The 16391-nt window shown below is 60.2% G+C and carries 14 protein-coding genes and 2 tRNA genes; 15 read left to right on the top strand and 1 reads right to left on the bottom strand.

The window, feature by feature from the left end:
- The 5 genes from nusB to DW925_RS03340 are packed head-to-tail and all read left to right on the top strand — an operon-like array spanning position 1 to position 4144.
- Positions 1-588 carry a transcription antitermination factor NusB gene (gene nusB / locus DW925_RS03360; RefSeq protein WP_117639362.1) on the top strand — a complete coding sequence of 196 codons (588 nt, stop codon included), beginning with the start codon at positions 1-3 and terminating at the stop codon, positions 586-588.
- Positions 589-590: 2 nt separating this feature from the next.
- Positions 591-857, top strand: a complete 267-nt coding sequence (locus tag DW925_RS03355) for an exodeoxyribonuclease VII small subunit (RefSeq protein WP_089571754.1) — start codon at positions 591-593, stop codon at positions 855-857.
- An 8-nt stretch (positions 858-865) separates the two neighbouring features.
- Positions 866-1669: a TlyA family RNA methyltransferase gene (locus DW925_RS03350; protein WP_117790393.1), complete on the top strand. Its 804-nt coding sequence runs from the start codon at positions 866-868 to the stop codon at positions 1667-1669.
- The gene (locus DW925_RS03345; protein ID WP_117790355.1) at positions 1666-2526 is read left to right on the top strand and encodes an NAD(+)/NADH kinase; all 861 of its coding nucleotides are present in this window, start codon (positions 1666-1668) and stop codon (positions 2524-2526) included. Before DW925_RS03350 ends, DW925_RS03345 begins: the two co-directional genes overlap by 4 nt.
- On the top strand, positions 2516-4144 hold the full coding sequence (locus DW925_RS03340; protein ID WP_117790354.1) for a DNA repair protein RecN: 1629 nt from the start codon (positions 2516-2518) through the stop codon (positions 4142-4144). Before DW925_RS03345 ends, DW925_RS03340 begins: the two co-directional genes overlap by 11 nt.
- 221 nt (positions 4145-4365) lie before the next feature.
- On the opposite strand, the gene DW925_RS03335 is transcribed toward DW925_RS03340, so the two are convergent.
- A complete protein-coding gene (locus DW925_RS03335) occupies positions 4366-5223 on the bottom strand; it encodes a MurR/RpiR family transcriptional regulator (RefSeq protein WP_117655428.1) in 858 nt (285 codons plus the stop codon).
- Between the two features lie 273 nt (positions 5224-5496).
- Between DW925_RS03335 and DW925_RS03330 the strand changes: the two genes are divergently transcribed.
- The 10 genes from DW925_RS03330 (at position 5497) to DW925_RS03285 (ending at position 16300) form a co-directional block, all read left to right on the top strand.
- Positions 5497-7500 carry a fructose-specific PTS transporter subunit EIIC gene (locus DW925_RS03330; RefSeq protein ID WP_117790353.1) on the top strand — a complete coding sequence of 668 codons (2004 nt, stop codon included), beginning with the start codon at positions 5497-5499 and terminating at the stop codon, positions 7498-7500.
- A gap of 526 nt (positions 7501-8026) precedes the next feature.
- On the top strand, positions 8027-8290 hold the full coding sequence (locus tag DW925_RS03325; RefSeq protein ID WP_022094575.1) for an HPr family phosphocarrier protein: 264 nt from the start codon (positions 8027-8029) through the stop codon (positions 8288-8290).
- A gap of 133 nt (positions 8291-8423) precedes the next feature.
- Positions 8424-10127 (top strand): phosphoenolpyruvate--protein phosphotransferase, encoded by a 1704-nt coding sequence (gene ptsP, locus DW925_RS03320; protein ID WP_117790352.1) that lies wholly within the window; start codon positions 8424-8426, stop codon positions 10125-10127.
- Positions 10128-10201: 74 nt separating this feature from the next.
- Positions 10202-11134: a 1-phosphofructokinase family hexose kinase gene (locus tag DW925_RS03315; RefSeq protein WP_055250439.1), complete on the top strand. Its 933-nt coding sequence runs from the start codon at positions 10202-10204 to the stop codon at positions 11132-11134.
- Between the two features lie 184 nt (positions 11135-11318).
- Entirely contained in the window at positions 11319-12251 is a 933-nt protein-coding gene (locus DW925_RS03310) for a 1-phosphofructokinase family hexose kinase (protein ID WP_117564111.1), read from the top strand.
- Positions 12252-12415: 164 nt separating this feature from the next.
- On the top strand, positions 12416-13810 hold the full coding sequence (locus tag DW925_RS03305) for a CCA tRNA nucleotidyltransferase (RefSeq protein WP_117790351.1): 1395 nt from the start codon (positions 12416-12418) through the stop codon (positions 13808-13810).
- Positions 13811-13938: 128 nt separating this feature from the next.
- A tRNA-Glu gene (locus tag DW925_RS03300) sits at positions 13939-14015 on the top strand.
- A gap of 22 nt (positions 14016-14037) precedes the next feature.
- Positions 14038-14114: transfer RNA gene (locus tag DW925_RS03295), tRNA-Glu, on the top strand.
- Positions 14115-14264: 150 nt separating this feature from the next.
- On the top strand, positions 14265-15572 hold the full coding sequence (locus DW925_RS03290) for a lysylphosphatidylglycerol synthase transmembrane domain-containing protein (protein ID WP_117716070.1): 1308 nt from the start codon (positions 14265-14267) through the stop codon (positions 15570-15572).
- Positions 15573-15688: 116 nt separating this feature from the next.
- Entirely contained in the window at positions 15689-16300 is a 612-nt protein-coding gene (locus DW925_RS03285; RefSeq protein ID WP_158551920.1) for a TetR/AcrR family transcriptional regulator, read from the top strand.
- Positions 16301-16391: the final 91 nt, after the last annotated feature.

Below are 16391 nucleotides of genomic sequence, written 5' to 3'. Positions count from 1 at the left end.
TTGAGCCTTAAGGTTTATCGCGGGCGCACGCTTGCCCGCAGTCAGGCGCTGCAGCTGCTGTTCCAGGCCGAGGCCACGGACAGCCCGCTCGAGCGCGTCCTCGAGGGCGATTTCCTGATCTCGAAGGGTCCCCTCGACCCCTATGCGCTGGAGCTTTGCCGTGGTGCCTACGAGCATATCGATCGCATCGACTGTGCCCTGCGCGCCGTCGCCAAGAACTGGGATCTTATGCGCATGCCCGGCGCCGACCGCAACCTGCTGCGTATCGCCGTCTACGAGATGCGCTTCCTCACCGACGAGGAGGTCTCGGACGCTATTGTTATCAACGAGGCCGTCGAAATCGCTAAGGCTTATGGCACCGACCAGTCCGCATCGTTTGTCAACGGCGTGCTGGGCAAGATCGCTCGCAGCGAGGAGCTGCCGGGCGAGGACCTGTACCAAGAGCTGCTGGCCGAGGATCGCGCTCGCGAGGAGGCGCAGGCTGCCGAGGCGGCCGCAAAGGTCGCTGCCGCTCAGGCTGCCGCCGGTGTACTTGCCGAGGATCCGGACGCTGCTGAGGCCGTCGAGGCCGACTCCGTCGAGGAGTAGCCATGCCAGAGGGTTCCGTCCGTAACTTCGATGAGATCTCGGATCGCCTGGACCAGATCATCGCCACCGTTCGCTCCAAGGATACGTCCCTGGAGCGATCGCTCGATTTGTTTGACGAGGCGATTGAGCTTGGCTCCCGTGCGGTCGATATGGTCGACAAGTTTGAGCTGACGCCGCGTGAGGCCGACAAGCTCGAGCAGGAATACGATGAGGATGCGGCAAACGAGTCCCAAGATAGGCAGGCTGCATCCCCGGATACGAATGGTTGATGGCATTCATGAAACGCGTGCGTCTCGATGACGAACTGATTTCACAGGGCATCTGCGCCGATCGCGCGGATGCCCTTCGCACTCTTATGGCCGGCTTGGTCTCGAGCGGCGGTGAGCGTTTGACCTCTCCGGGGCTCAAGGTGACGCCGGGCCTGCCGCTGCACGTTAAGGGGCGCATTCCGTACGTTGGGCGCGGCGGCCTTAAGCTTGAGGGTGCGCTCGATGCGTTTTGTATCGATCCCACGGGCCTTGCCTGCCTGGACGTAGGCTGCTCTACCGGCGGCTTTACCGATTGCCTGCTCAAGCGCGGTGCCGCCACGGTCGTTTCGGTCGACGTGGGTCGTGCCCAGTTTGATTGGTCGCTGCGCCAAGACGATCGCGTGACGCTCCATGAGCGCACCAACGTGACGCAGCTGCCCGAGCTTGGCTACGGCGGCGTTATCGACCTGGCCGTGTGCGATGTGTCGTTTACGAGTATCGCGAATATCATCGACGCGGTGCTGGCGTGCCTGGCGCCTTCGGGCTCGTTTTGCACGCTCGTAAAGCCGCAGTTTGAGGCTCCGGCAGCGCTGGTGGGCGAGGGCGGTATCGTGACAGATCCTGCCGTCCGCCGCGATACGCTCGTGGCGGCGATTGAGCTCTTTGCCGCCAAGGGCCTGTTCCCACTTGACGTGTGCGTGTCGCCCATCCATGGTGCCAAGGGCAACGTGGAGTTTTTCCTGTACGGCACGAGGTTTGCCCCCGGTGAGCGCTCGAATGACGAGCTGCAAGCCCAGGTATCGGCTTTGAGCGAGAAAGCGGCAACGCTATGAAGGTCTTTCTGGTTCCCAATTACTACAAGCAAGAGGCGGTCGAGAGCGGCCTGATGCTCGAGCTCTGGCTGACGCGCCAGGGCTACGAGGTCGCATGGGCGGCCGATCAGCGCTCGAAGATTCGGAGCACGCCCGATGTCGACGATGCCGGCCTGGTCATTACGCTCGGCGGCGACGGCACGCTGCTGCGCGCCGCCCGCATTCTCAACTACCGTGAGATTCCCATTTTGGGTCTTTCCTATGGTCATTTGGGTTTTTTGACCGCAGCGAGTCCCGAGGAACGCGATATTTTGCAGGTTGTGAGCGATGCCCTGTCCGGTGAGCTCCATGTGAGCCGCCGCGCCACCATCGCCGCAGACATCGTTTCCGTGCGTGAGGACGGCACGAAGGACGTCGTGCGTTCGTTCGCCCTCAACGACATGGCGCTCACACGTGGGCCCTTGTCCGATATGGTCGAGTTCGACATCACCGTGTCGGGCCACCATATCGATCGCTTGCGCGGTGACGGTGTCGTCGTGTCGACGGCGACCGGCTCTACGGGCTATGCGCTTTCAGCCGGTGGTCCCATCGTAAGCCCCGATTACACGGGTATGGTTTGCGTGCCTATCGCGCCGCATACTATTCAGGCCCGTGCCTTTTTGACCTCGCCGAGCGATGTCGTCGAGATCTTTATGTCCGATGACCGCCCGAGTGTGCCGGCTATTGCCATCGACGGGCAGTTTATTACCTGCGATGGCACCGTCGAGAGCGTGGCCGTGCGCCGCGGTCCCGGCGATGTGCTGCTGCTCGACTATGGCCCTGAGAGCTTCTACAACTCGGTAAGCCGCGTGTTCTACGGAGTTCGCCATGATCGATGAGCTGCAGGTTTCCAACATCGCGCTCATTCGCGAGGCGACGTTGGTGCCGAGTGCCGGCTTGACTGTCCTGACCGGCGAGACCGGCGCCGGCAAGACTGCGCTGCTCTCGGCGCTTAAGCTCATTTTGGGCGAACGCGCGGATTCTTCGACCGTGCGCGAGGGCGAGGCGCTTGCGAGCGTCGAGGCGCGCCTGTTCGATGGCCCGCACGACGAGGAGGGCTTCACCGTGCAGCGCAGCCTTTCTGCCGAGGGCCGCAGCCGCGTCAAGATTGATGGTCGCATTGCCAGCGTGCGCGAGCTTTCCGAGCGCGTCGGCGTGATGATGGATCTGTGCGGCCAGCATGAACACCAGCGCCTGCTCGATCCGTCACATCATGTTGCCATGGTCGATGCCTGGGCTGGGCGCGCGGCGCTCGAGGCGCTGGAAAAGTACCGTGCCTGCTTTAAGGCGTCGCGTGCGGCTGCCAAGGAGGTCCGTCGCGTAGAGGAGGCGTCGCGTGCGCAGGGGAGTCGCGTCGAGGAGGCGCGCTTCGCTCTGGAGCGTATCGCCGAGGTCGACCCCAAGCCGGGTGAGTATGAGGAGCTCGAGGAGCTGCTGCCGCGCTCCGAGCATGCCGAGGTGCTGGTGGCGACGGCCAACGACGCCCATGCATCGCTTACTTCCGAAGGGGGAGCGCTCGATGCCGTGAACGGCGCTGTGGCAGAACTGTCGCGCATGGCGACCGTCGATCGCAAACTGGGTGACATCGCCGACGCACTTTCGGACACCTGCATCTCACTCGAGGATTGCGCCAATGAGCTGCGTGCTTATCGCGATGGTGTTGCGTTCGATCCTCGCGAGCTCGCTCGCATGCGAGAGCGGTATTCCGACCTTAAGGGACTTCTGCGGCAGTGGGGTCCCACCATGGACGATGTATTTGCCATGCGTGACCGCTCGCGGGAGTTGTTATCGCTGGTGGACGATGGTGACGAGCAGATTAGGAAGGCACGCGAGGCACTCGGCGCGGCGGAGCACGAACTGTTCGCCGCTGCCAAGGCGCTTAAGCGCGCACGCAATACGGCAGCCCCGCGTTTTTGTCACGAGGTGGGTCGTCAGATGGCACGCCTCGAGATGGGCGGCGCTGAGCTGGTCTGGGAGTCCCGCGATCTCCCTCGCGCTGAGTGGACACCCGCGGGCCCTTCGAGCTACGAGCTTCTGTATCGCAGCGGTGCCGGCCTCACACCGCGCCCTCTGCGCCGCATCGCCTCGGGCGGTGAGCTGAGCCGCGTCATGCTGGCGAGCAAGGTGGTCCTGGGTAATGCGGACGGCGTCGACACGCTGGTATTTGACGAGGTCGATGCCGGTGTCGGTGGTTCCACGGCTCGTGCTCTTGCTGGCGTGCTGGCCGATCTTGCCGCCACGCATCAGGTCATCGTCGTAACCCACCTGGCGCAGGTCGCCGTCATGGCCGACAAACACTACGTGGTCAGTAAAGAGCCCGGCGATGTTCCCCAGACGCACTTGGACGAGGTGACCGGCGATGCCCGTACCGCCGAGGTCGCCCGCATGTTGAGCGGCGATCAGTCCGAGGCAAGTCTAGCGCATGCCAGACAGATGCTGGAAGAAGCGCACGCTTAGGCCGAGCCGCCACATGTATGTCCGACCCTGCCGCCACGAAACCGGCCCATCTACTACGTTTAATAGGCTATCGTCAACCACGCCAAGAATTGCAAAAAGAAAACCGCAGGTAGAACGCCTGCGGTTTTCTCTATTTTCGGTATGTGGTTGGGCTATACGGATAAAACGTAGTAGATGGGCCCGTTTCGTGGCTGGTGCTGTTTGTCGGCTCCCCAAAATGTCTACTCCACGACCTTGTCCGGTTGGATGAGCTCCTCGTAGTAGCTGATGTGCTCTCGGGCGTCCTCGATTTCGGGCAGCAGGAAGTTGTAGATAACCTCGATGATCATCGTGGCGCTCATCTTGGAGAATGCGAAGTCGCCCGTTGTCAGCAGCGCCTCGTGATTGACGGTATTAAAGGTGTAGTCGGCTAGGCGCGCAAGCGGAGACTTGCTGTCGCTGCTGATGACGACTACGGTAGCACCGCAGTCTCGAGCTGCTTTTGCCATGCGATTCAGTCGGCGCGACTTGCCAGAGTTCGAGATCAGCACGATAACGTCGCCGGGGCGCAATGTGAGCGCGAAACCAATCGAGGTCTCGCTGATGGTGCTTGCCATGCAGCGAAGGCCCAGCTGCGAAAACTTAAACGTCGCGTCGAGCGCGACGGCATTGGTGTTGCCAACGGCCGCGAACTCAATAACGCCGGCATTCTTAAGCGCGTGCACAACTGCGGTCAAAGTGTCGTGATCAATGCCGTCGATGGTCGCATTAAGCTCGCTCACCTTGGCGGCCAAGATATTTTTAAGACTCTGTTCCATGTTGTCGAGCGAAACCTCGTCGGTCAGGCCCTCGTTGCGCTGGCTCTCCAAGTCGCGTGCCAACGAAAACTGAAAGCTGCGGAAGCTGCCAAAGCCCAGCTTGCGGCAAAAGCGCGAAACCGTCGCCTCGGACGTGGCGGCGGCTCGTGAGAGCTGGGCGGCCGTCAGGCGCGGCGCCTCGGACTGGTGCTCCAATATATAGTCGACAATGCGCTGCTCGGATCCACTATATCCCTGATGAGTGCTAATAAGGGAGAGCGCGCTCTTGCTGCTATCGGTCATGGATGGCTCCTGGTTGGCATGAAATATAGGACTCGTTTTTCAATGCCATAGTATACGGGCATTTTCAATTACAAGATACACCTTGCCGTTTCAAGTGTTGATGGTAAACTTTCACCTACCGTTTACGGTTATGAAAGAACCTTTCACCGGAGAATTGGGACATTTTCCTTTCCGCGAAAGCGCTGGGTTGGTATCTTTCAGTTGTGGAAAAGCGCGCAAGGACGCGTGTGTAGGGGAGCGCCTGCGGGCGCAAAACTTAAAAAGGAGGGACACATGGCTAAGTTTGACATCATCGCCGCCACCGGTTGCCCGACCGGTATCGCGCACACCTTCATGGCGAAGGAGGCGCTAGAGAAGGCAGCTGCCGAGCGCGGTCTGACCATTAAGGTCGAGACCCATGGCCAGGTCGGTGTCGAGAACGAGCTCACCAAGAGCGAGATCGCTGGTGCCAAGGCCGTTGTCGTCGCAGCCGATAAGGATGTCCAGGCTGAGCGTTTCGCCGGTAAGCCCATGGTTTCCGTCGGCGTTTCCAAGGCCCTGTCCGTCGAGGCCGCCGGAAAGCTGATCGACCGTGCGCTCGCCGCCAAGGGCGACGACACGGTTGCCGCTGCCGCCGATGTCGAGGACGAGGTCGAGGAGAAAGAGTCCATCGGCCACGTCATCTACAAGCACCTCATGAATGGCGTCAGCCACATGCTGGTCTTCGTCGTCGCCGGTGGTGTTCTGACCGCCGTTTCGTTCCTGTGGGGCATCACGTCCTTCGATTCGACGGCTGCCGACTACAACAGCTTTGCCGCTATGCTCAAGATTATCGGCGGCACCGCCATGAACCTCATGGTTCCGGTGCTTTCCGCCTACATCGCCGAGTCCATCGGCAAGCGCCCGGCGCTCGTCCCCGGCTTCGTCGCCGGTATGATCGCCATCCAGGGCCTGCCCGTTAACGCCGAGACCGGTATGATTGACGCCGGTGGTGCCGGCGTGGGCTTCGGTTTCCTGGGCGGCATCGTCGGCGGCTTCCTCGCTGGCTATGTCATCCTGCTGCTCGAGAAGGTCTTTGCCGGTCTGCCCAAGAACCTGGACGGCCTCAAGGCAATCTTTTTGTACCCGCTGTTCTCGACCGCCATCGTCGGTCTGGTCATGCTCGGCATTTCCGGCCCCATGGCTGCCATCAACACCGCCATGATGGACTTCCTCAAGGGCCTGTCTGCCTCTGGCGCCGTTGTCCTGGGTCTTGCCATCGGCTGCATGTGCGCCTTTGACATGGGCGGCCCGGTCAACAAGGCTGCTTACGTCACCGGTACCGCCATGCTCACCGAGGCTCTGGCTGCCGGTGTCGGCACCGACACCTACAACTTCGGCACCAACTTCATGGCTGCCGTCTCTGCCGCCTGCATCGTTCCGCCGCTGATCACCACCTTCGCCGTCATCGTCGGCAAGAAGTACTTCAGCCAGGAGGACCATGACGCCGGTGTCGTCAACCTCATCCTTGGTTGCACCCACATCACCGAGGGCGCCATTCCGTTTATGACCAAGAACATCTGGCCCGTCATGCCCATCATGATGCTCGGTTCCTCCATCGCTTCGATCCTAACCATTATGTTCAACGTCCACGATCCGGCGCCCCACGGTGGCTTCCTGGTCCTGCCCGTTGTCGAGAACGGTCCGCTGTGGGTCCTCGCGATTCTCATCGGCGCTGTGGTTGGTGGCATCCTGTTCGTCGCCTTCAAGAAGTATGACTTCGAGAAGAACCAGAAGGCCGCTCCTGCAGCCAAGCCGGTTGAGGCCCCCAAGGCCGCTGCTGTCGAGTCCCCTAAGGCCGAGGCTGCCGACTTCGTGAAGGTCGAGAACGTCTTTGTCGCCGAGGATTTCGCTTCTCGTGACGAGGCCCTGAGCTTTGTCTCCAACCAGGCCGTCAAGGCCGGTATCGCCGGCGACGCCGACGCCGTGATGAACGCCTTCCTGGCCCGCGAGGCCGAGGGCACCACGGGCATGATGGAGGGCTTTGCCATCCCGCATGCCAAGTCCGACGCCATTACCGAGGCCGCTGTCATCGTCGTCAAGGACGAGTCCGGCGTGACCGGTTGGGACACCATGGACGGCGCTCCCGTCAACGTGGCCATCGCGCTGCTCATCCCGGGTGCACAGGCTGGCACCACGCACCTCAAGATCCTGTCCAAGGTCGCCGAGGCACTCATGGACCAGGACTTCCGTGCCACCGTCAAGGGTTCCACCGACGCCGCCGAGATCGCCAAGACGATCAACGCCCGTCTGGTCTAATCCACCAGTCAGCGAATAATATCGCCCCTTGTAACAAAGGCGGAGACCCTCTCAAGGGCCTCCGCCTTTTTCATCCCCTTCTTCTAAGTTGCGGTGAGATAAGGACTGTTTAACCGTTTCAACCCACAATTCAGTCCCTATCTCACCGCAAGTTAGAAGAAGGGGATAGCGCAGCCTGTCTATCGGATCGTCCGTGCGGACAAATATTCAGCCAGAATTCCGTTCCCACGATATTGCTCTGGACCGAACGAGTTTCCGCAGCTCGCCTGCCGGGCGGGGCGGTTAAGTTTGTCGCGAGTTCCGCACGCAAAGGAAAGCACTTAATGTGCTTTCCGTCTTGCGCAGGACTGTAGAGCAGCAAACTTAACCGCCCCGCCCGGCAGGCGAGCGTGCAGGAACGACATCTGTCCAACAATTCGTGCGAAACACAATGAAAAACCGTTTGATGTGAGTTAATATAAACAACGTCGTGAATCTGACTCCTGCCGCATGCATGACAGGGGTTAAACACAAAAAGGAGTCAATTATGGTTTCTGAGAAGGCTACCCTCGTCAATCCGCAGGGTCTTCACATGCGTCCGGCTGGCCTCTTCGCCTCCACCATGGGCAAGTACGCCTGCGACGTGACGGTCGTCACCCCCGAGAAGGAGGTCAACGGCAAGTCCCCGATGGCCCTCATGGCTGCTGGCATCCCCTGCGGTACCGAGGTCGAGGTCAAGTGCGACGGCGCCGATGAGGCCGAGGCTCTGGCTGCTGCCATCGAGCTCATCAAGAGCGGTCTTGGCGAGTAGAACTCAAACGGGTCGCATGTTGAACAATTAAGTTCATACTTGGGGGCGCAGTGACCTGTATCAAGGTAGCTGCGCTCTTTTGTCATGGATATGGCAAAACGCTTTATCACATGGCACGGAGAGAGGAATGGGAATGTATCAGGGAGTCAACGCATCCGAGGGCATCGGAATCGGCACCGTTATGGTCGCCGTCGATCCCGACTTGACGTTTGAACCGCACGAGGTCGCTGATTCGGCAGCAGAGAAGGAGCGCTATCAGACCGCTCTTTCGGTCTTCTGCGAGAAGACCCAGGCTCAGGCCGACCACATGAAGGAGACGGTGGGCGAGGCCGAGGCCGAGATCATGAGCGGACATATTGTCCTGGCTCAGGACCCGGGCATGACCGACGCCATCAACGCCGCCATTGACGGTGGCACCTGCGCCGAGCAGGCGCTCATGGACACCTCGACCATGTTCGAGAACATGTTCCTGTCCATGGACGACGAGATGTTCCGTCTGCGCGCGGCCGACATCGCCGACATCCGCACCGGTATTCTGGCCGAGCTGCTGGGCAAGGAGGTCGTCGACCTCTCCGTCCTGCCCGAGAACACCGTCGTTGTCGTGCACGACCTTACGCCGTCCATGACCGCCACGATCGATAAGGCCCACGTTGCCGGTATCGTCACCGAGACCGGTGGCCGCACGTCGCACTCCGCGATCATCGCGCGTGCCCTCGAGATCCCGGCTGTCCTTTCGGTTTCCAACAGCTGCACCGCACTGCGCAACGGCATGACTGTCGTCGTCGACGGTGGCAAGGGTGTTGTCGAGGCCGATCCCGACGAGGAGACGCTCGCTGCCTACACCGCCAAGGCCGAGGCCTTCGCTGCCGAGAAGGCAGCCCTCGAGGCCTTCCGCGGCAAGCCTTCTGTGACTGCCGACGGCATCAAGAAGATCATCGCCTGCAACATCGGTAACCCCGATGACGTGCCCAACGCGCTCGATCACGATGCCGAGGCCATTGGTCTGTTCCGCTCCGAGTTCCTGTTCATGGACTCCGCTGAGCTTCCTTCCGAGGAGGAGCAGTTCAACGCCTACCGCAAGGTCGCCAGCGCGCTCAAGGGGGCTCCGGTCATCATCCGCACGCTCGATGTGGGTGGCGACAAGGAGATCCCCTACCTGCACATGGTCAAGGAAGAGAACCCCTTCATGGGCTTCCGCGCCGTGCGTTACTGCCTGGCCAATCCCGACCAGTACAAGGTTCAGCTCCGCGCCCTGCTGCGCGCCAGCGCCTTTGGTGACGTCAAGATCATGATTCCGCTCGTCACCTGCGTCGAGGAGGTCGTGGCCGTCAAGGAGCTCGTCGAGCAGTGCAAGGCCGAGCTGACCGAAGAAGGTCGCAAGTTCAACGAGAACATCGAGGTCGGCATTATGGTCGAGACGCCTGCCGCTTCGCTGCTCGCTGACCGTCTGGCCGAGGTCGCCGACTTCTTCTCTATCGGCACCAACGACCTGATCGGCTACACCATGTGCGCCGACCGTGGCAACGACACCATCTCCAACCTGTACCAGGTGTACTATCCCGCCGTGCTCCGCTCGCTCAAGAACATCATCGAGAGCGGCGTGAAGGTCGGTATCATGGTCGGCATGTGCGGCGAGGCCGCTGCCGATCCGCTGCTTGAGCCGCTGCTGATCAGCTGGGGCCTGGAGGAGTTCTCGATGAGCGCTCCGTCCATCCTGCGCGCCCGCAAGACCATCAGCCAGTGGACCAAGGCCGAGTGTGACGAGCTCGCCGAGAAGGCGCTCGCCTGCAACACTGCCGCCGAGGTCAAGGCGCTGCTCGAGTCTGCTGCTCGCTAATTTGGTATCAGAGGTAACCGCGTGGTTGGAATGGGCCGGCCACGCGGCCCTCACATATACAGGGGGTACTGTAAATGTTCTACACGCTAACCGCTAACCCGGCTGTCGACATGACGGTTTCGAGCTCTCCGCTCGAGCCCGATGAGAACGTCCGCACCGGCTCGGCCAGCTACACGGCTAACGGCAAGGGCCTCGACGTGTCCTTCGCCTTTAAGAAAATGGGCGTCGACACCGTCGCGCTCGGCTTCTTCGCCGGCTTCACGGGCAAGTTTATCGTCGAGGAGGTCATGAACCTGGGTTGCCTGTGCCGCCCGGTCTGGACCGACGGTATCACGCGTATCAATACCTACGTCAACGATGGCCAGCACGAGTACGGCATCCTCAACCCCGGTGCTCCTATTACGCCGCAGCACCAGGAGGAGCTCTACAACATCCTGGACACCGCGGGCGATCTTGAGTGCCTGATCGTCTCCGGTTCCGTGCCTCCCAAAGCTACGCCCGACTTCCTGGCTCAGGTCATGGAGCACGCTCAGGCCCGTGGCGCCGACGTCGTCCTGGACCTGTCTTCCGACAAGCTCAAGGAGCTCGCTCACAAGAAGCCGCTGCTCATCAAGCCGAACCATCATGAGATGAAGGCCATCTTCGGCGTGCCGGTCGACACCGACGACGAGGTCCGAGTTGCCATGAAGCTGGCTCACGAGGCCGGCGTCCAGAACGTGCTGCTCACCCGTGGTAGCCGTGGCGACGCTTACTTCTCCAACGGCGAGGACATCTGGTACGCCAAGCGTGAGTTCAACATCAAGCTGGTCTCTTCCGTCTGCGCCGGCGACTGCACCCTCGCTGCGTTCCTGCACAAGTGGTACAGGGATCGCGACAACGTCGAGGAGGCCATGAAGCTCGCTATGGCCACCGGCGCCAACGTCGCTGAGTCCGTCGGCATCGGCGACTTCGGTCACGTTGACGAGTACAGCAAGCGTGTTGCCGTCCGTAAGCTCGATCGCAAGTAAGCGAAACGCGACAAACTCGTGCGCATACGGCGTCCCGGTTTCGACCGGGGCGCCGTTTTTTTGTCCCACTCGAACCTCGGAGCCGCGCTTCACGCGTTCCACACCGTTCACCGAGTTGTTGTAGCCTTTTGCCGAAGCGTGGAATATACTTTCATTAACACGTTGCTTCGTGAAAGGAACATTCATGATTTACACGCTTACTGCAAATCCCGCTATTGACTACAACATCTCCTGCGATGGCCTGTCCGCCAACACCGTCACCCGCACCCGTAACGCTGTCTACACCCCCAACGGCAAGGGTCTCAACGTTTCTTTTACGCTCGACCACTACGGCGTCGACACCACGATCCTTGGATTCTTCGCCGGCTTCTCGGGCGAGTTCATCGTTAAGGGCGCCGAGGCCCTTGGCGTGCCCGTCAAGCCTGTGTGGACTGACGGTATCACGCGTGTCAACGTGTTCCTCAACGCCGGTCCCGACACCGAGTACAACATGGTTAATGCCGGTGCCGCCATTAACGAAGCCAACGAGCAAGAGATGTTTGAGCTCATCGATTCGCTTGACGACATGACCTGCCTGGTCATTAGCGGCTCGCTGCCCCCCAACACCTCCGAGGGCTTCCTTGCCGAGGTCCTGCGTCGCGTGAAGGCGAAAGGCGCCGAGTTCGTGCTCGATATCTCGAGCCATCAGCTGGCCGACCTCATTGCTATGGAGCCGCTCCTCATTAAGCCCAACGACGACGAGCTGCTCGACATCTTTGGCATTAAGGTGAGCGGTGGCGACGACGAGTCCGTCAAGGGCGCTATGGCCGAGCTTCATGCCAAGGGCGCCAAGAACGTGCTGCTGACCCTGGGTGGCGCTGGAGCGTACTTCTCTAACGGCGAGCACATCTGGTTTGCCAACCGTACCTTTGAGGTCAAGCTGCTGTCGACCGTCTGCGCCGGTGACTCTTCGCTGGCCGCCTTCCTGTCCGTGTGGCACGACGCCCCCGAGCGCGTCGAGGACGCCCTGCGCCTCTCGATGGCCACCGGCGCCAACGTGGTCGAGTGCCCTGGTCTGGGCGACTTTGCCAAGGTCGATGAGTATCAGAAGGGCATCGCCATTCGTCAGGTCTGCTAGTTCCGGCACCTTGCCTGAATAGTTCGATTATTTCGCATCCGTCTCAGACCAAGACGGATGCGTTTTTGTTTATCGGACTTGCGTGTGCAGTGGAGGCCTTTTCTTGTTAGACTTCTTGCAGACGCAATCGATAGCCAATTTGATAGTCGCAGGAGGCCATAGGCATGTGCAATGTTTCGCTCAACGGTACGCAGCCGACCGATGCCTCCATCCGTGTCCTGCGTGCGCTTGAGGCAGCCGGTCTTGAGGCTTGGTACGTAGGCGGTTGGGTACGTGATGCCCTGATGGGGCGCCCCAGCCACGATGTTGACATGTGCTGCAGCGGCCTGTGGCAGGAGTCCAAAGCGGCGCTCGAGGCGGCTGATGTTGCCGTGGTTGAGTCGGGCATCAAATTTGGCGGCATCACGGCTATTTGCGATGGCGAGCGTATTGAGGTCACCACGTACCGCCTGGATGGTTTTTATACCGACGGTCGTCATCCCCAGAGCGTGGAGCGTGCGGCGTCGCTTGAGGACGATCTGGCGCGTCGTGACTTTACCGTTAACGCTATGGCCTGGCATCCCGAGCGCGGTCTTGTCGACCGCTACGATGGCCAGGGCGACCTGAAGCGTAAGCTCGTCCGCGCTGTTGGAGATCCCAAGCGTCGTTTTAACGAGGACGCGCTTCGCATGCTGCGCGCGGTGCGTTTTGCCTGCCGTCTGGATTTTATGATCGAGCCTAGGACCAAACAGGCACTTGCCGAGTGCGCGCCGCTGCTCGATGCTGTGGCGCGCGAGCGCGTGGGCATTGAGCTCGAGGGCATCCTTTCGACGGGCCACGGGGGAGACGCGATGCTGCGCTACCCCGAGCTTGTTTGCGCCGCCGTGCCCGAGCTCGCGTCCGCTCGCGGGTTTGATCAGCGCAGTGTCTATCATGCGTTTAACGTCTACGAGCATATCGCCCGCGTGCTGACGGTGGCAGGGGAGCTGGCGCTGTGCGATGGCGTGGCGCCTTCGCCGAGCTTAATGTGGGCAGCGTTTTTGCATGACGTCTCCAAGCCCGATTGCTTTACGGTCGATCACGCCGGCAGCGGCCACTTCTACGGTCATCCCGAGCTCGGCGCCAAGAAGGCGCGCGTCATTATGGATCGCCTGGCGCTCTCGCACGATTTGGTGCGCGATGTGTGCCTGCTCATCAAATACCATGACAAGCCGCTGCGCCCCGAGCGCTCCTGCCTGCTCAATATGATGCGCGCGCTTTCGGGCGAGGGCGTCGACACGCCGCGTCTGATGGACGAGCTCATGGATCTTAAGCGTGCTGACACACTTGGTAAGGCCCCGTCGTGCTTCTATTACGTCGAGACGATTGAGGAGATGCGCGCGATGGCGCACGAGCTGCTGAAGGCGGGGGAGCCCTATACGCTCAAGATGCTCGCCATTAACGGCGGCGACCTGATCCGCGCCGGTGTGAAGCCGGGGCCCGAGCTAGGCCAGCTACTCAACTCCGCCCTCGACGCCGTGATCGAAGACAACATTTCCAACGAGCGCGAAGCTCTTTTGGTCCATCTCAACTTGAATTAGCTACCCAGTTTACCTGCGCGTTCCATAACCTGCCGACAATTTTTTCGGCAATTTGGAATTTCTTCTTGCGCTGATGTTTTTTGTCCCGTAATATATGTCCTCACAGCACGGCAGTGCAGATGTCATGTGGCCCGTTCGTCTAGCGGTTTAGGACGCCGCCCTCTCAAGGCGGAGATCACCAGTTCGAATCTGGTACGGGCTACCACTTCTTTTCTGCTGAGGTCTATGGCCCGTTCGTCTAGCGGTTTAGGACGCCGCCCTCTCAAGGCGGAGATCACCAGTTCGAATCTGGTACGGGCTACCACGCATCTGATACCCGGTCTTCCCATGGAAGGCCGGGTTTTTTATTTTCAAACAACCGTCTGCAATTCCCGTTTGAACCAGAGCTTTGCGTTCTGCCTATGGCCCTTACGGGTACAATAACCAAGATATTTTGACTGTTAGAAGGAGTCTCATGACGGAGTCCTCTCAGCATACGTCTAAGCCCCAGGTCGAGGTTGAGGCCTCGGGCGGAGATGACAATAAGAGCGCACGCCGCGGCGCCATCTTTATCGGCGTCGTGCTGGTGGGTTATATCGTCTATCTGGTGGTAACCGGGCAGATGGGGCAGTTCTGGGCCGCTATGTCGAGCGTCCAGGCGCCATGGCTCGTTATCGCGTGTCTTTGCATGTTCATGTATCTGTTCTTTGGCATTGTGGCCTATGCGATCGCCGTTTGGCTCGACCCTTATTCGCCCGTCGGCATTCGCGACCTGATCTCGGTCGAGGCGAGCGGTATCTTCTTTGGCAACCTGACGCCCATGATGATGGGCTCTACGCCCGCCCAGATTTACCGCCTGACCAAGGCAGGCCAAAATGTCGGCGAGGCCGGTGCCACGCAGTTCACGCGCTTTATCGTGTATCAGTTTGGCCTCGTTGCCTGGGGCGCCATTCTGCTGCTTGCCCGAATGCCGTTTTTCGCCGAGCGCTATGGCGACATGACGCTGCTGTGCGTCTTTAGCTTTGGCGGTCACTGCTGCATTCTGCTTGGCATCTTTGCCGTCGCGCTCATGCCTAAGACCGTCACGCGCGTCGCGCACTGCATTATCAATTGGCTCGAGCGAATGGGCGTCTCGGCCACCAAGATTGAGGACTGGCGTACGTTTGTCGACGGCGAAATCTACTCTTTCTCCGAGAAGTTCAAGCTTTCAGCCGGCCACTTTTCGTCCATGCTGCTCACGGTGGTCATCACCATGATGCAGCTCGCGTTTTTCTACCTCGTGCCGTATTTCCTGATGCTTGCCTTTGGCCACCACGAGGTCGACTTTTTCTCGGTCATGGCCGCGAGCGCCTTTGTCCAGCTGTTGAGCTCTGCGGTCCCCTTGCCCGGTGGAACTGGTGGCGCTGAGGGCGGCTTTGCATTGTTCTTGGGTCATTTCTTTGGGTCGGCTTCGACCGCCGGCTATCTGCTGTGGCGCCTCATTACGTTTATTGCGCCGACCATTTTGGCTGCGCCCCTGTTGGGCCTTAAGAGCGCCCACAACGAGAGCATCCATGCGCGCTGGGATCGCGTGATGCGCAAACTCGGCCGCACGCCTCAGACGCCCTCTGCGCCCACTAAGCCGCACCCCACGAATGCTGTTACCGTTGATCCCAAGAAGCACGCTCAGAAGGCTTCTGGGACCGCTAAGCCGGCTCATAAAGCCTATGTGCGCCAGACAGGCGACGGTATTCGCGTATCTCCGTCGGCACTCAATAAGAAGAAGCACCCTAAGTCGCAGTAGGGCAGTCGTGCGTTCTTCATATTGCCGGGCTTTTTTGTGCCGGATGGGGGATAATCCTCTTACGTAGATTATCTCTCATCTGTTGATGTATGCCCGCATATCGAAGGGACACGCCCATGGCCACCAGCAAACCGCGTATTGATCGCCGCATCGTTCGCAGCCGCAATGCCATCCTTTCCGCTTTCGAGCGCCTGCTCATGGAAAAGCCGCTGGCAGACATTACGGTGAGTGCCATCGCGCGCGAGGCCAATGTCGACCGCAAGACCTTTTACGTTCACTTTGGTACGGTCGACGGCCTGCTCGATGCCATTGCCGTCGATGTGGTGGAGATGATTGTCGACTCGGTCGAGAAAACGCTTGCTTCAATGGACGGTGACACCAACGAGCGCGCCCTGGGAGCGGCGGCGACCTTCTTTAAAACCGTTAACGAGGCGTTATGCAACAACCTGGTGCTCAATCGTCAGCTGATCGAGAACATTCCGCTCGATGATTTTATGGCTCGTCTTCGTGCACCTCTCGAGCACGAGATTGCCGAGCGCAATCTGCTGCCCCAAGGCCTTAAGGATGAGATGTTCGACTACTATCTGGCGTTTTTGCTGTCAGGCATTATCGGTATCTATCGCACGTGGGCGCTGTCTGACGGCTCGGTTCCTATTGAGCGCGTCTCTGAGGTCGCCAACGACCTGACTCTCAATGGCCTGTCGAGTCTGGAATCTCGCTTGGATTAGGCCTAATTGGGCTCGTCGGCGTGGAAATTCCTGTTCATGAAGTTCTCCGGCGCCTTGTAGACCTCGCCGCGTAGGAGCTGTAGCCTGAGGA

Origin of the sequence: Collinsella sp. AM43-1 (assembly GCF_003467925.1) — a bacterium.
Lineage (GTDB): Bacteria > Actinomycetota > Coriobacteriia > Coriobacteriales > Coriobacteriaceae > Collinsella.
The sequence above is the reverse complement of the archived record's forward strand: the minus strand, read 5'-3'. Positions and strand labels throughout refer to the sequence as shown.

Bases quoted from the DNA above. Each gene is read 5' to 3' on its own strand.
- DW925_RS03355 (WP_089571754.1), top strand. From the start codon at position 591: ATGCCAGAGGGTTCCGTCCGTAACTTCGATGAGATCTCGGATCGCCTG.
- DW925_RS03350 (WP_117790393.1), top strand. From the start codon at position 866: ATGAAACGCGTGCGTCTCGATGACGAACTGATTTCACAGGGCATCTGC.
- DW925_RS03345 (WP_117790355.1), top strand. From the start codon at position 1,666: ATGAAGGTCTTTCTGGTTCCCAATTACTACAAGCAAGAGGCGGTCGAG.
- DW925_RS03340 (WP_117790354.1), top strand. From the start codon at position 2,516: ATGATCGATGAGCTGCAGGTTTCCAACATCGCGCTCATTCGCGAGGCG.
- DW925_RS03335 (WP_117655428.1), bottom strand. From the start codon at position 5,223: ATGACCGATAGCAGCAAGAGCGCGCTCTCCCTTATTAGCACTCATCAG.
- DW925_RS03330 (WP_117790353.1), top strand. From the start codon at position 5,497: ATGGCTAAGTTTGACATCATCGCCGCCACCGGTTGCCCGACCGGTATC.
- DW925_RS03325 (WP_022094575.1), top strand. From the start codon at position 8,027: ATGGTTTCTGAGAAGGCTACCCTCGTCAATCCGCAGGGTCTTCACATG.
- ptsP (WP_117790352.1), top strand. From the start codon at position 8,424: ATGTATCAGGGAGTCAACGCATCCGAGGGCATCGGAATCGGCACCGTT.
- DW925_RS03315 (WP_055250439.1), top strand. From the start codon at position 10,202: ATGTTCTACACGCTAACCGCTAACCCGGCTGTCGACATGACGGTTTCG.
- DW925_RS03310 (WP_117564111.1), top strand. From the start codon at position 11,319: ATGATTTACACGCTTACTGCAAATCCCGCTATTGACTACAACATCTCC.
- DW925_RS03305 (WP_117790351.1), top strand. From the start codon at position 12,416: ATGTGCAATGTTTCGCTCAACGGTACGCAGCCGACCGATGCCTCCATC.
- DW925_RS03290 (WP_117716070.1), top strand. From the start codon at position 14,265: ATGACGGAGTCCTCTCAGCATACGTCTAAGCCCCAGGTCGAGGTTGAG.
- DW925_RS03285 (WP_158551920.1), top strand. From the start codon at position 15,689: ATGGCCACCAGCAAACCGCGTATTGATCGCCGCATCGTTCGCAGCCGC.